The organism is Cupriavidus ulmosensis, assembly GCF_977008105.1.
Window position 1 is genome coordinate 4050124 of sequence record NZ_CDRMWP010000001.1, and the last position, 11675, is coordinate 4061798.

An 11675-nucleotide genomic window follows, 5' to 3' on the forward strand; every position below is an offset into this window, starting at 1 on the left:
AGAAACCCGACGATGCCTGCCAGGAAGCAAGCCACCCCGCCGGAACGCCAGCGCTGCGGCTGGTGCGGAACGCTGGAAGACTACTGCCACTACCACGACCACGAATGGGGCTTCCCCGTCGACGACGACCGCCGCCTGTTCGAGAAGCTCTGCCTGGAGGGCTTCCAGGCCGGCCTGAGCTGGCTGACCATCCTGCGCAAGCGCGAAGCGTTCCGGCGCGCCTTCGCCAATTTCGACATCGAGAAAATGGCGCGCTTCGGCGAGAAGGACATCCAGCGCCTGCTTGGCGACGCCGGCATCGTGCGCCACCGCGGCAAGATCGAGGCGGCCATCAACAACGCGCAGCGCGCCCGCGAGCTGCTGGAAACCGAGTCCTCGCTGGCCGCCTATTTCTGGCGCTTCGAGCCCGACCCGGCCAGCCGGCCCACGGTGCTCACGCCCGAAGTCCTGCGCACGATGGCGATCTCGCCCGAATCCACGGCGCTGTCCAAAGACCTCAAGAAACGCGGCTGGCGCTTCGTCGGGCCCACCACCATGTACGCGCTGATGCAGGCGATGGGACTCGTCAACGACCACCAGGACGGCTGCACCACGCGCGAGGAAGTCTTGCGGGCGCGCAAGGCATTCAAGGTTCCGCGCTGAACGGACGTAAACAGAAACAGGCGGGCAAGGGGTGCATATGTGCCGCGCCGCTTCGTTTACGTCCGTTCCCGGCAATGGTCGCCTTATGTCTTTCTGTATTGTTTACGTATACATAGATAGTAGTAGTAGGTAAACATGGCCTTCCCGCGTGGATAAGCCGGTTTTTCCCTTTCCAGTCAGTGACTTGCGGAAAAGATAAGTCACTAGGGAATACCCTTAGGCACGGGGATATCTCGAAACGTATACCTGGGCGGCTTCCGCCGCCGCGAAGTTGTACGTATACGTCCCACAGCCCGCCCCCAGCCGGGACACAGCTTTCCGGCACGCTTATCCCCAGGCGGCGGCGCAGTTATCCACAATCGGCATGCTGGCTGGTCGAGACGTCTGCATTCCGTGTCAGGCGCCGGATGCACGGCTGTGCGTGTCCATGCGGACACAATTGTCCTGTGCCCAAGTGCGCGAACGCCTACACTGAAAGAGCCCAAGCTGCCGGTGGAGAACGATGTGATGCGCGTGCCTTGCATTTCCGCCCTGCTCGCCTTGCCCCTGCTGGGGCTGGCCGGCCCGGTCCATGCCCAGCCGACGATGCCCACCGCAGCCAGCGCCGCGGTGAGCGACGCCATCTCCAGCGCGGTGCAGCGCGGCGAGACGCCCTATCGCATGCCACCCGCCGCCGCCGGCGAAGACAGCGAATCCGTGCGCGCCGCGTGCGAAGCGCTGCTGCAGAGAGTGCGCGCCGCGCAGGCACAGCAGTCGCTGGTCGGCACCCGGCGCACCATCGAGGCCATCCCCGGGCTAACCAGCCCCAGCGCGGCCCGCGAGTCGGCGGCGCATGCGCTGGAGGCGGATTACCGCAGCCGCTGCGCGCAGGGGCGTGAGGGCGGGTAATGTGGGTACGCGCTTGTGCGCAATGGCGGGCGCACAATGAAAAAGGCCAACCGCTTGCGGTTGGCCTTTGACTTTGAATCCTGGTGGACCGAAGGAGGATCGAACTCCCGACCTCTGCATTGCGAACGCAGCGCTCTCCCAGCTGAGCTATCGGCCCGTAAGCGGAGATTGTAGCGTAGTTTTCACCGCCGCATCAATCACCTGTGCATCACGCCGCCATGCCGGCGTTGCCTTCCATGCCACGCACCGTCGGCAGGTTCAGCGGCCGGGCCGTGATCTCGCCGCGCGCGCGCAGCCACTGGGCCATCAGGTCCCAGATTGGCGGGCTGCCGGCGTGGCGGGCCTCTTCCGAGACGGGTGCCCAGCCGGCGACCTTGTAGGTGCGGGCGGCGTCGACGGGCTGGCCCTTGAGGCGCATGTCGGTGATGCGGCGGCCCATGCCGGCGTTGGGGTCGATGGTGTATTGCAGGCCGCCCACGCGCACCATGTCGCCGCCTTGCTGGTAGTAGGGATCGGGGTTGAACAGGTTGTCCGCCACGTCTTCCAGGATGGTCTTGATGGTTTCGCCCGTCATCGTGGCGACGGTGGTGTGCGGATAGGTGATGGCGGTCTGGTCCATCAGGCTTTCCATCGTGATGGCTTCGCCGGGCAGCAGCGTGGTGCCCCAGCGGAAGCCGGGCGAGAAGGCGATCTCGGCGCCCTGCACGTCCATCAGGCCGTCGAGGATGAGCTGGTCGAAGGTGCCGTTGAAGTTGCCGCGGCGGTACAGCAGGCCGGTGTTGCGCGCGAGCACTTCGCCGAGCTGTTGTTCGTAGGGGGCGCGCACGCGGGCGATGAGCGCGTCCATGCCGGGGTCGGCGGCGAGGTAGTTGGCGAACACGGGCAGCAGGCGGTAGCGGAAGTCGCGCGCCTTGCCGTCCTTGACGTCGAAGTCGAGCACGCCGAGGAACTTGCCGTTGGAGCCGGCGTTGGTGACGAGCGTGGTGCCGCCGGCGTTCTTCACGGCCACCGGCGCGGGCATGCCGTCGTGGGTGTGGCCGCCTAGGATGGCGTCAAGCCCGCGCACGCGCGAGGCGAGCTTGAGGTCGACGTCCATGCCGTTGTGCGACAGCAGCACGACCACCTGCGCGCCCCTGGCGCGCGCCTGCTCGATGACCTGCTGGAGGTTTTCCTCCTGGATGCCGAAGGTCCAGTCGGGCACGAAGTAGCGCGGGTTGGCGATGGGCGTGTAGGGAAAGGCCTGGCCGACGATGGCGACCGGCACGCCGTTCATCTCGCGGATCACGAACGGGTCGAAGACGGGGTCGCCGAAGTCGGCGGTCTTGATGTTCTGGGCGAGGAAGGCGACCTTGCCCTTGAAGTCGCGCTCGACGATCTCGGTGACGCGCTCGGCGCCGAGCGTCATTTCCCAGTGCGGCGTCATCACGTCGACGCCGAGCGCGAGCGCGGCATCGACCATGTCCTGGCCGCGCGTCCACAGCGCGGTGGCGGAGCCTTGCCAGGTGTCGCCGCCGTCGAGCAGCAGCGCACCGGGCCGGCCGGCCTTGAGCTGCCGCACCAACGTGGCGAGGTGGGCGAAGCCGCCGACCTTGCCGTAGCGGCGCGCGGCCTCGATGAAGTCGAGGTACGTGAACGCATGCGCCTGCGCGCTGCCGGGCGCGATGCCGTAGTGGCGCAGCAGCGCCTGGCCGACCAAGTGCGGCGGCTTGCCGGCGTAGTCGCCCACGCCGAGGTTGACGCTGGGCTCGCGGAAATGGAGCGGGCGCAGCTGGGCGTGGCAGTCGGTGAAATGCAGCAGGTGCACGTTGCCGAAGCGCGGCACGTCGTAGAGCTTGCCGGCGGCCTGGGCGGCCTGGGCGTCGGTGGCGGGAAAGGCCATGCCGCCGGCGCCGGCGATGGCCAGCACCTGCAGGAACTCGCGTCGGTTCATTGTCTTTTCCTGTGGTCTGCGCGCGCCGGTGCCGGCCGCGGCCCGGCGTCGGGTGCTCGCTTCATCGCCAGCGTCATCGCCGGCTAGTTCGCGTAGCGGGCCAGCGCGGCGACGTCTTCCTCCAGCATCTCGCCGACTTCCTTCTGCACCACTTTGCCGCCGGCGTCGATCACGTACAGCTCGGGCAGGCCGCGCCGCTTGCCGAGCACGGCGCGCAGCGCGGGCGTATCCATCGCGGCGGGGAAGGTGTAGCCATGCTTGGCCATGTAGGCGCCGGCTTCCTTCGGGTCCTTGTCGATGCTGACCGCCAGCACCTGCAGGCCGCCCCGAGCGCCGCCGATGCTGTCGTAGAGCTTCTGCAGGCGCGGGTTCTGCAAGGCACAGAACGGGCACCACGACGCCCACACTTCCAGCACCAGCGGCTTGCCGGCCCACTGCGCCGGCGCCACCGTGCGGCCGTCGAGCAGCTGCACCGGCGGCAGGTGCACGGTGTCGCCGACTTCGAGCGCGGCGGCCGCGCCGCTCCAGGCCAGCGCGGCGAGCAGCAGCGCGGCGCCGGTGCGGCGCGCCAGGCGGGCGGCGGTCATGGCCGCGCCTTTACTGGTTGACCGGCGAGGCCGGGTCGAGCAGCAGCGCCATCACGTCGCGGATCTGCTGCTCGGTGAGGATGCCCTTGTGGCCGAAGCGCGGCATGTTGGAGCAGGCGGTGTACGCGCTGGAATCCCAGATCTTGCCCCAGGTGTACCTGACCACCGCTTCGGAGTTGCCGCGCAGCTTGCCGTACTGGTACAGCGAGGGGCCGATGTTGCCGAACGAGATCTCGGCCTTGGTCATCTGGTGGCAGGCATAGCAGTTGGCGCCGTTGACGCCGCCGACGGGGTCGGAGAACTGCATGCCGCGCCCGTTCTGCGCGGTCTTCTCGCCTTCCTTCCAGTCGCCGAGGTAGTGGCCGTCGGCCGGGTACTTGACCTGCTTGAGCTCGGCGGCCTCGATCTTCTTCGCCACGGCCGCCGGCACCTTGGTGCGGTCCGGGTAGTCGCTGCACGCTTCCTGCATGGCGTCGCGCTCGAGCACGCCGGCCAGGGTGGCGGGCCCCTTGGACGAGAAGGAGCTCTCGATCAGCTTGCGCATGTCGGCGTCGCTGGTGCCGGCGTCGGCGCCGGCGGCCGCCTTGGCGGCCAAGGTGGCCGGTCTGCCCCTGGCGGGCTTCGCGCTGTCCTGCGCATGGGCCGCGCCCGCGCCGGCCAGCATGGCGAAGGCGGCGGCGAGCGTGGCGAGTGTCGCTTGATTGGTCTGTTTCATCTGTGCTCTCTCCCGCTCAGCGCTTGAGCGCCGGACCGTCGTAGGTGCCGCCGTTGGCGTTCTTCGCCAGGAACAGGCTCAGCGCGGTGATCACGTCGGAACCATAGGCGGGCTCGGGAAAGCGCTGCTGGCGCAGGCAGTCGTAGAGGCGGTGCTGCATGGTGCGTACCTCGCCCTGCGAGACGCGGTAGGCCGGCCACGTGGTGTAGGCCGCCTGCGCGCCCTGCTGCGTCAGCAGGTTGGGCAGGTCCTGCAGGCGGATGCGCTGGCCGTCCACGGCGTGGCAGGTGGCGCAGGCGAAGTCGTAGGCGCCGCCGCGGTAGAAGAACATCTTCTGGCCGAGCGCGTAGACGCGCTTTTCCTCCGGGGTGTCGAGCTGCACATTCATCTTCACGCCGCGCGACTCGCCGGCCAGGAACGAGACCAGGCGCTCGATGTCGGACGGCTTGCCGGTGGAGGCGAACGGGTTCCTGGTCGCCTCTTCCTGCGTCAGGCCCTGCAGCGTCACGCGGCAGTAGGCCAGGCGCTGCTCCAGGTCCATCACGCGGCCGGTGTCCTTGAACAGGCGCGGCAATTCCGCGTACGCGCCCTTGGTCACGCCGGGACCCTTGCCGAGGTCGCACTGCTCGAGCGAGACGTTCTTCGGGCCGGCCGGTTTTTTCCACAGTTCCTCGCCGGCGGCTTCCCACAGTTCGGCGGGATTGCCCTCGGCCAGCATCTGCCGGTACTTGGCGATTTCCTCGGCGGTGCTGCCCTGGGCATGCACGGCCGCGCCGGCCAGCGCCAGGGTGCCGGCCAACGCCAGCGCGGCGCCGGCATGGCGGCGTCTGATGGTCTTCATGGGGCTCTTCTCCTCAGGGCCTGGCGAGCCCCGCGCGCTGGCACGCCGGGCCGAGGCCGTCTTATTGCTTGTCTTCCCGCCGGGCCGGCGGCTCCGGCCTGCTCGCCGTCAGGGCTTGATGTACGCGTAGTCTTCCTCGAACTGCAGGCGGGCCACCTCGACCACGCCGGCCTGCACCACCTTGGCTTCCATCGACAGGCTGGATTCGGGAATCTTGCGCGCCGCCAGCGTGTTGCGGCATACGCGGAACTCCACACCGGAACTGGCCAGCGAGGCGATGGCCGCCTCGAAGGTATTGCCGCGCGCGTCGCGCGCGCCTTCGACGATGAAGTCCACGCCGTAGCCGAAGGCCACCACCACGATCTTGGTGTCGGGCGCGGCATTGAGGTGGTTGCGCAGGTTGGCCATCGCGCGCACCGCCTGGTCCGTGCCTTCGGACAACTGGTAGACCACCTTGACGCGCCCGCCCTTGCCGCTCTTGCCGCCGGCCGCCGCCGGGGCCGGAGCCGCCTGCGCCGCTGCCTTGGCCGACAGGCCGATGGCGGCCAGCGCCGCCGTTGCCCGAATAAATGCTCGCCGCATGATTGCTTATCCTTCCGGTCTGGCCCCCGCGCGCCACATGCGCCGGCCCGGGCCCGACATTCGCCCTGAACCATAGCAGAGGATGCCGCGGGCCGCTTGGCCGGCCGGCGGCGTCAGGAAATGGTGGCTTCGTCGGTGCGCTTGTCGCCGCGGTTGTCGACCCAGGTCACGGTGACCTTGTCGCCCTTGGCGCCGCCCTTGAACTTGAAATTCAGGAACGGGTCCTTGGAAACCGCCGTGCCGAACTGGGCCTGGAACACTTCCTTGCCGTTGCACACGACGGTCACGTTCTGGATGTGCCAGGCCGGGATGGTCTTGCCGTTCGCGTCCTTGCGCTGGCCGGTTTCCATGTCGTGCTTCATCAGGATCTTGACGTCGACCACGCCGCCATTCTCGGCGGCTCGTACGCGCATCGGGTCTGCCATGTTCTGTGCTCTCTCGGTAAGGTTGGGGCTGGGGGATGTGGGCGATCGCGGGGCGGGGCTTCAGCCGCCGCAGCCGCCGAGCGTCACCTTGATTTCCTTGGACGCCACATACCATTTGCCGCCGGCCTTGACGGCGGCGTGCACCACCGAGGTCTGGCCCATCTTCACGCGGGTGGAGACGAAGGGCTCGGTGCCCGCCGGGATGGTGAAGTCGGCCGCCAGCGTGTAGGGGTTCTTTTCCACCAGGATGGCGATCTGCTCGGTGCCGGGAATGTTGCTGGTCACGGAGACCGGCACCACGGCGCCGTTCTCGGCGATGTCGGGGGCATTGAAGACGATGGCGCTGCTCTTCTCGGTGCCGCTGCCGCCGAGCGCCTTGATCACGTCCGCCACGCTCTTGCCGTCGAAGGCGGTCTTGTTCCACTCGGCAGCCTGGGCTTCGCTGATGAGGCCGGTGGCGGCCATCAGGGCCAGCACCGAGGTGAGCCGCAGCACATCTCTTCGTTTCGGATTCATTTGTCTACCTTTTTCCTGCGTTTTCCGTTCCGGCCCGGTGCGCCGGCGGCCGCGGGCGGCGCCTGCCCGCCCGCGGCCGGTCCGGGCAATGCCTTACTTCGAGGGGGCGCCGGCCAGCACCCACTCCACGACCGTCTTCAGGTCGGCGTCGCTCAGGCCCGCGTTGGCCGGCATCGGCACCGGACCCCACACGCCCGAGCCGCCGCCCTTGACCTTCTTGGTCAGCGTCGCCAGGGCGTTCTTGTCGCCCTTGTACTTGGCGGCCACGTCCTTGTAGGCCGGGCCGACGAGCTTCTTGTCGATCTGGTGGCAACCCATGCAGGCGTTTTTGTTGGCGATTTCCTGCGCCTTGGCGGCATCGACGGCCGCGTTGGCCGAGGCCGCGCAGGCCAGCATCAGGGCTGCAATGACAAACTGCTTCATGTTTTTCGCTCCGAATCCATGTGAGCCGTGGGGACGGCGATGTGCCGCGCCCGGGGGCGCGGGGGGCATGCCGGCCGCCCCACCGGGCACGGAAGCGGCCAGCCCGCTATTTTGCCTCAAGATCCGGTCGGCCACGGTGCGCGGCGCGCAACGGGGGATGCCGCGCCGGCCGGCGGGCGCGGAGCCGGCAACTGGCGCGGCGGGCGGGGCGGCGGGCGGCGCGGCGCGGGTGGGGTAGCGGATGAAGCCGCGGATGGGACGGCGGATGCGCTCAGGCGAGCATGTCGCGCCAGATGGCGTCGGCCCACGCCTGCGCGTAGCTGCCTTCGAGCGCGCTGGGCGCCGGCGACAGCCCGCCCGAGCCGGGCACCGTGAGCATGGTGCGCTGCGCCGCGTCGTAGCGGTGCACGCTGGCGATGTGGATGGCCTCGCGCGCCGAGGTGAAGCTGTAGCAGGTGTTGTTGTAGAGCGGCTCGGGGTCGGGCTCGCGCCCGGCCAGCAGCGCGACGATGGCGGCGGCGGCCACCTTGCCGTGCTGGTTGGCCATGTGGCCGGACTTGGGCATCAGCGGCGCGATCTGGATGGCGTCGCCGAGCACGTGGATGTTGGCCGCGGCCTTGGCCTCGAAGGTGAGGAAATCCACTTCGCACCATTTGCCGTTGGCGGTGGCCAGGCCGCTGGCCACGGCGATCGCGCCGGCGCGCTGCGGCGGCAGCAGGTTGATGACGTCGGCGCGCTCGTCGTCCTGCACGTCGAACTTGAGCGTGCGCGTGGCGGGGTCGACGTCGACGGTGTTGTACTGTGGCCGGTACTCGATCATGCCCGGGTAGCGCGCGGCCCAGGCCTGCCTGAACAGCGCGCCCTTGGAGGTGATGTCCGGGTTGGCGTCGAGGATCAGCACCTTGCTGCGCGGCTTGGCGCGCAGGAAATAGTCGGCCACCAGGCAGGCGCGCTCGTAGGGGCCCGGCGGGCAGCGGTACGGCGCCAGCGGGATGGTGATGGCGAAGGTGCCGCCGTCGCGCATGGCCTCGAGCTGGCGGCGCAGCGCCACGGTCTGCGCGCCGGCCTTCCAGGCATGCAGGATGTGCTCGCCGCCGGGCTGCGCGAGGCCCGGGATCTCGCCGGACAGCACTTCCACGCCCGGCGACAGCACCAGCCGGTCGTACGGCAGCGTGGCGCCGCCGCCGAGCCGCACCACGCGGCGCGCCGCGTCGATGGCGCCGACGTGGTCGCGCACCACCTTCACGCCGTGGCGCGCGGCCAGCGCATCGTAGGACAGCGTGATGTCGCCGATGGCCTTGCCGCCGCCCAGCACGTGGTTGGACAGCGGGCACGAGACGAAGCTGGCCTCGGGCTCGACCAGCGTGACCTCGATGCCGTGCCCGCTCCATTCGCGCAGGTAGCGCGCGGCGGTGGCGCCGCCGTAGCCGCCGCCGACCACCACCACTTTCGCCGCGCGCGTGGCGGCCGCGGCCCGCGCGGCCTGCGCGCCGAGCAGCGCCGTGCCGGCGAGCGCGCCGAGGAATTCGCGTCTTTGCATGGTTGTTCTCCTGGCGGGAAGGGGTGGGAGCGCGCGGCTCAGCGCACGCCGGCGAACCAGCCGGCGATGGCTTCGATCTGCGCGTCGCTGTAGCCCCTGGCGATCTGCTGCATGACGGTTGCCTCGCGCCTGCCCTGCTTGAAGTCCTGCATCAGGCCGACCAGCTCGGACTGGCCGCGGCCGGCCAGCGCCGGCACCGGGCTGCCCGCGGGCGCGCGCCCGGCGGGGCCGTGGCAGCCGGCGCAGGCGGCGGCCCAGTTGCGCGCCCGCAGCGCGCTGGCGCTGGCGGTATCGGCAGCGGCAGCGGCGGGCGCCTGCGCGCGCGCGGCGCCGGCCGCGATGAGCAGCGCCAGCGCTGCGAAGATGGCTCGTGCGGTGGTGGTCATGGGTGGGCTCCGGGGGCGCCGCGAGGCGTGCCAAACCCTATCACATCGCGCGCGCGGATGTGATGCGTAATACGCAGATCGATCTGCGCCGGCTGCGCGGCACGGAGGATGCCGGGGCCGGCGCTGCAATGGGTACGCGCCGGCCGCGGCGAAGGCGGCCGGCGCGTACCCGCCGCTGCGTCAGGGCAGGTTGCGGCCCGGCGGCAAGGCCACCGGCGACGAGACCGGCGCGGTGACGGGGCTGGCCGTGGCGCCCGGCGCGGGGGTGTCGGGCGGCGACAGCGGCGCCGGCGCGGGCTGGGCCGGCACGTTGCTGCCGCTCTCGCCCGGGGGCGGGTTCTGCGAGCTCGCGGCGGCGTCCAGCCGCGCGCGCTCGGCCTCGCTGATGTAGTCGAAGGTCTTGACCACCTTGACCACGCCGCCGGCATTGCGCGCCACGTCGGTGGCGCGGTCGCCCTCGGCCGGCGTGACCACGCCCATCAGGTAGACCACGCCCTTCTCGGTGACGACCTTGATCGAGTTGGACGGAATGCCCTCGGTGGTGATCAGCAGGGTCTTGACCTTGCTGGTGATGTAGGTGTCCTGGCTCTGCGTGGCGAACGACGGCGACGACACGATCTCCAGCTCGTCGATCACCTCGCGCGCATTGGGCAGGCCGCGCACGTATTGCTCCACCTGCTGCCTGACCTCGTTGTTCCTGGCCTCGCCGGTCAGCAGCACCTTGCGGTTGTAGACCGTGACGCTGACGCGCGCCTGGCCGTTGTAGCGCGAGTTCAGGGTGTTCTCGGCCTCGAGCTGCAGGCCGCGGTCGATGGCCTGGGTGCCGGTGGGCCGGCGGTCGGTGGCCAGGGTCACGCCGCCGGCCATCGCGCCGGCGAGCACCGGGAAGCAGCCGGCAAGCTGGGTGGCGGCCACGGTCAGCGCCGCCACCGTGGTGGCGGTGCGGGCCAGGCGGGAGAGACCTCCGAGGCGTCCGGAAAAGCGTCCGGCGGGACGGACGGTGCGGGATTCACGCGGGTTGGGCAGAGTCGTCATGCGGTCCTTGCTGGAAGCGGTGGGGCGGAAATGCGCCATGAAGCACGGTTGCGGAAAAGCGGCGGCGCCGGGCGGGCTCAGCCTTCGCCCAGCAGCGCCTCGTCGATGCCGTCGCACAGGCAATGCAGGGTCAGCAGGTGGACTTCCTGGATGCGCGCGGTGCGCTCGCTGGGCACGCACAGGCTGACGTCGAATTCGTCGAGCAGGCCGGCGACCTCGCCGCCGCCCTTGCCGGTCAGCGCCACCACGCACATGTCGCGCTGCTTGGCGGCGGCCACCGCGGCCACCACGTTGGCGGAGTTGCCGGAGGTGGAGATCGCCAGCAGCACGTCGCCGGGCTGGCCGAGCGCCTGCACCTGGCGGGAGAACACCACGCTGAAATCGTAATCGTTGCCGACCGCGCTCAGGATGGAGCTGTCGGTGGTCAGCGCGATCGCGGCCAGGCCGGGCCGCTCGCGCTCGAAGCGGCCGATCAGCTCGGCGGCGAAGTGCTGGGCGTCGGCCGCCGAGCCGCCGTTGCCGCAGGCGAGGATCTTGTTGCCGCTGGTGAGCGCGACCACCATGCGCTCGATCGCCGCGGCGATGTGGGGCGCCATCACCTGCGCGGCCTCGCGCTTGGTGTCGGCGCTGTCGAAGAAATGTTGCTGGATGCTGTCGATATGCATGGCTCGATCGGCCTTGTCTGAATCCCTGCCTGTGTTGCCGCGCGGCGCGCGCCGCGCGATACCGCGCATTATGACGCAGGCGCCCGCGCCCGCCCGCACCCCGCCGGCGCGCTAGCCGCCGTCCGCGTCGAACGCGCCGCGGATCCATTCGAGCCGGCCCGGCTCCAGCGCCACCACGTCGAGCCGGCAGGCCTCCGCCGGCGCGCCGCCGGCCTGTCGCGCGGCCAGGAAGTGCGCCGCCGCCAGCAGGATGCGGCGCTGCTTGGCCGGCGTGACGCTGGCCGCGGCGCCGCCGAACGCGCGGCTGGCGCGCTCGCGCACTTCGACGAACACCAGCGTGCCGTCGGCCTCGCGCATGACCAGGTCGATCTCGCCGCCTTTGCAGCGATAATTGCGAACCACGAGCGCCAGGCCCCGCCCTTGCAGGTAAGCCAGCGCGCGCGCCTCGGCCCGGGCTCCCCGCGCCTGCGTGGTGGATTTGAATGATGGATTCAACGGAA

At 70.0% G+C, this 11675-nt stretch carries 15 protein-coding genes and 1 tRNA gene; 2 read left to right on the forward strand and 14 right to left on the reverse strand.

Translation table 11 applies throughout. The features are described from left to right. Positions 1–12 precede the first annotated feature (12 nt). Positions 13–642, forward strand: a complete 630-nt coding sequence (locus tag ACWTPI_RS18715; RefSeq protein WP_059410842.1) for a DNA-3-methyladenine glycosylase I — start codon at positions 13–15, stop codon at positions 640–642. Positions 643–1155: 513 nt separating this feature from the next. Beyond that, the gene (locus ACWTPI_RS18720; protein ID WP_156173721.1) at positions 1156–1530 is read left to right on the forward strand and encodes a hypothetical protein; all 375 of its coding nucleotides are present in this window, start codon (positions 1156–1158) and stop codon (positions 1528–1530) included. An 81-nt stretch (positions 1531–1611) separates the two neighbouring features. Here the strand turns inward: ACWTPI_RS18720 and ACWTPI_RS18725 are convergent. From ACWTPI_RS18725 to ACWTPI_RS18790, 14 genes are all read right to left on the reverse strand, one after another. Continuing rightward, a tRNA-Ala gene (locus ACWTPI_RS18725) sits at positions 1612–1687 on the reverse strand. Positions 1688–1738: 51 nt separating this feature from the next. Further along, a complete protein-coding gene (gene soxB, locus ACWTPI_RS18730; RefSeq protein ID WP_454732313.1) occupies positions 1739–3460 on the reverse strand; it encodes a thiosulfohydrolase SoxB in 1722 nt (573 codons plus the stop codon). Between the two features lie 83 nt (positions 3461–3543). Beyond that, entirely contained in the window at positions 3544–4047 is a 504-nt protein-coding gene (locus ACWTPI_RS18735; RefSeq protein WP_454732314.1) for a TlpA family protein disulfide reductase, read from the reverse strand. A 10-nt stretch (positions 4048–4057) separates the two neighbouring features. Further along, complete coding sequence (gene soxX / locus ACWTPI_RS18740; protein ID WP_454732315.1) at positions 4058–4762, reverse strand: sulfur oxidation c-type cytochrome SoxX; 705 nt, start codon at positions 4760–4762, stop codon at positions 4058–4060. A gap of 16 nt (positions 4763–4778) precedes the next feature. After that, positions 4779–5603, reverse strand: a complete 825-nt coding sequence (gene soxA / locus ACWTPI_RS18745) for a sulfur oxidation c-type cytochrome SoxA (RefSeq protein WP_059410851.1) — start codon at positions 5601–5603, stop codon at positions 4779–4781. Between the two features lie 108 nt (positions 5604–5711). Further along, positions 5712–6185 carry a DsrE family protein gene (locus tag ACWTPI_RS18750; protein ID WP_059410852.1) on the reverse strand — a complete coding sequence of 158 codons (474 nt, stop codon included), beginning with the start codon at positions 6183–6185 and terminating at the stop codon, positions 5712–5714. Between the two features lie 113 nt (positions 6186–6298). Then, positions 6299–6610 carry a thiosulfate oxidation carrier complex protein SoxZ gene (gene soxZ, locus ACWTPI_RS18755; RefSeq protein WP_029044341.1) on the reverse strand — a complete coding sequence of 104 codons (312 nt, stop codon included), beginning with the start codon at positions 6608–6610 and terminating at the stop codon, positions 6299–6301. 60 nt (positions 6611–6670) lie between these two features. Then, on the reverse strand, positions 6671–7126 hold the full coding sequence (gene soxY, locus ACWTPI_RS18760) for a thiosulfate oxidation carrier protein SoxY (RefSeq protein WP_029044342.1): 456 nt from the start codon (positions 7124–7126) through the stop codon (positions 6671–6673). 93 nt (positions 7127–7219) lie between these two features. Next, positions 7220–7549, reverse strand: coding sequence for a c-type cytochrome (locus ACWTPI_RS18765; protein WP_454723602.1), 330 nt, complete (start codon positions 7547–7549; stop codon positions 7220–7222). A 271-nt stretch (positions 7550–7820) separates the two neighbouring features. Further along, positions 7821–9089: an NAD(P)/FAD-dependent oxidoreductase gene (locus ACWTPI_RS18770; protein WP_059410854.1), complete on the reverse strand. Its 1269-nt coding sequence runs from the start codon at positions 9087–9089 to the stop codon at positions 7821–7823. A 38-nt stretch (positions 9090–9127) separates the two neighbouring features. Then, on the reverse strand, positions 9128–9475 hold the full coding sequence (locus ACWTPI_RS18775) for a c-type cytochrome (protein WP_454732316.1): 348 nt from the start codon (positions 9473–9475) through the stop codon (positions 9128–9130). Positions 9476–9655: 180 nt separating this feature from the next. Beyond that, on the reverse strand, positions 9656–10510 hold the full coding sequence (locus tag ACWTPI_RS18780; RefSeq protein WP_454732317.1) for a BON domain-containing protein: 855 nt from the start codon (positions 10508–10510) through the stop codon (positions 9656–9658). A 77-nt stretch (positions 10511–10587) separates the two neighbouring features. After that, positions 10588–11175 (reverse strand): phosphoheptose isomerase, encoded by a 588-nt coding sequence (locus ACWTPI_RS18785; RefSeq protein WP_020200356.1) that lies wholly within the window; start codon positions 11173–11175, stop codon positions 10588–10590. Positions 11176–11286: 111 nt separating this feature from the next. Continuing rightward, on the reverse strand, positions 11287–11670 hold the full coding sequence (locus tag ACWTPI_RS18790) for a YraN family protein (protein WP_029043042.1): 384 nt from the start codon (positions 11668–11670) through the stop codon (positions 11287–11289). Between the last annotated feature and the right edge of the window lie 5 nt (positions 11671–11675).

Excerpts from the sequence above, each read along its gene's own strand:
- ACWTPI_RS18715 (WP_059410842.1), top strand. The coding sequence starts at position 13 with ATGCCTGCCAGGAAGCAAGCCACCCCGCCGGAACGCCAGCGCTGCGGC.
- soxB (WP_454732313.1), bottom strand. The coding sequence starts at position 3,460 with ATGAACCGACGCGAGTTCCTGCAGGTGCTGGCCATCGCCGGCGCCGGC.
- ACWTPI_RS18735 (WP_454732314.1), bottom strand. The coding sequence starts at position 4,047 with ATGACCGCCGCCCGCCTGGCGCGCCGCACCGGCGCCGCGCTGCTGCTC.
- soxX (WP_454732315.1), bottom strand. The coding sequence starts at position 4,762 with ATGAAACAGACCAATCAAGCGACACTCGCCACGCTCGCCGCCGCCTTC.
- soxA (WP_059410851.1), bottom strand. The coding sequence starts at position 5,603 with ATGAAGACCATCAGACGCCGCCATGCCGGCGCCGCGCTGGCGTTGGCC.
- ACWTPI_RS18750 (WP_059410852.1), bottom strand. The coding sequence starts at position 6,185 with ATGCGGCGAGCATTTATTCGGGCAACGGCGGCGCTGGCCGCCATCGGC.
- soxZ (WP_029044341.1), bottom strand. The coding sequence starts at position 6,610 with ATGGCAGACCCGATGCGCGTACGAGCCGCCGAGAATGGCGGCGTGGTC.
- soxY (WP_029044342.1), bottom strand. The coding sequence starts at position 7,126 with ATGAATCCGAAACGAAGAGATGTGCTGCGGCTCACCTCGGTGCTGGCC.
- ACWTPI_RS18765 (WP_454723602.1), bottom strand. The coding sequence starts at position 7,549 with ATGAAGCAGTTTGTCATTGCAGCCCTGATGCTGGCCTGCGCGGCCTCG.
- ACWTPI_RS18770 (WP_059410854.1), bottom strand. The coding sequence starts at position 9,089 with ATGCAAAGACGCGAATTCCTCGGCGCGCTCGCCGGCACGGCGCTGCTC.
- ACWTPI_RS18775 (WP_454732316.1), bottom strand. The coding sequence starts at position 9,475 with ATGACCACCACCGCACGAGCCATCTTCGCAGCGCTGGCGCTGCTCATC.
- ACWTPI_RS18780 (WP_454732317.1), bottom strand. The coding sequence starts at position 10,510 with ATGACGACTCTGCCCAACCCGCGTGAATCCCGCACCGTCCGTCCCGCC.
- ACWTPI_RS18785 (WP_020200356.1), bottom strand. The coding sequence starts at position 11,175 with ATGCATATCGACAGCATCCAGCAACATTTCTTCGACAGCGCCGACACC.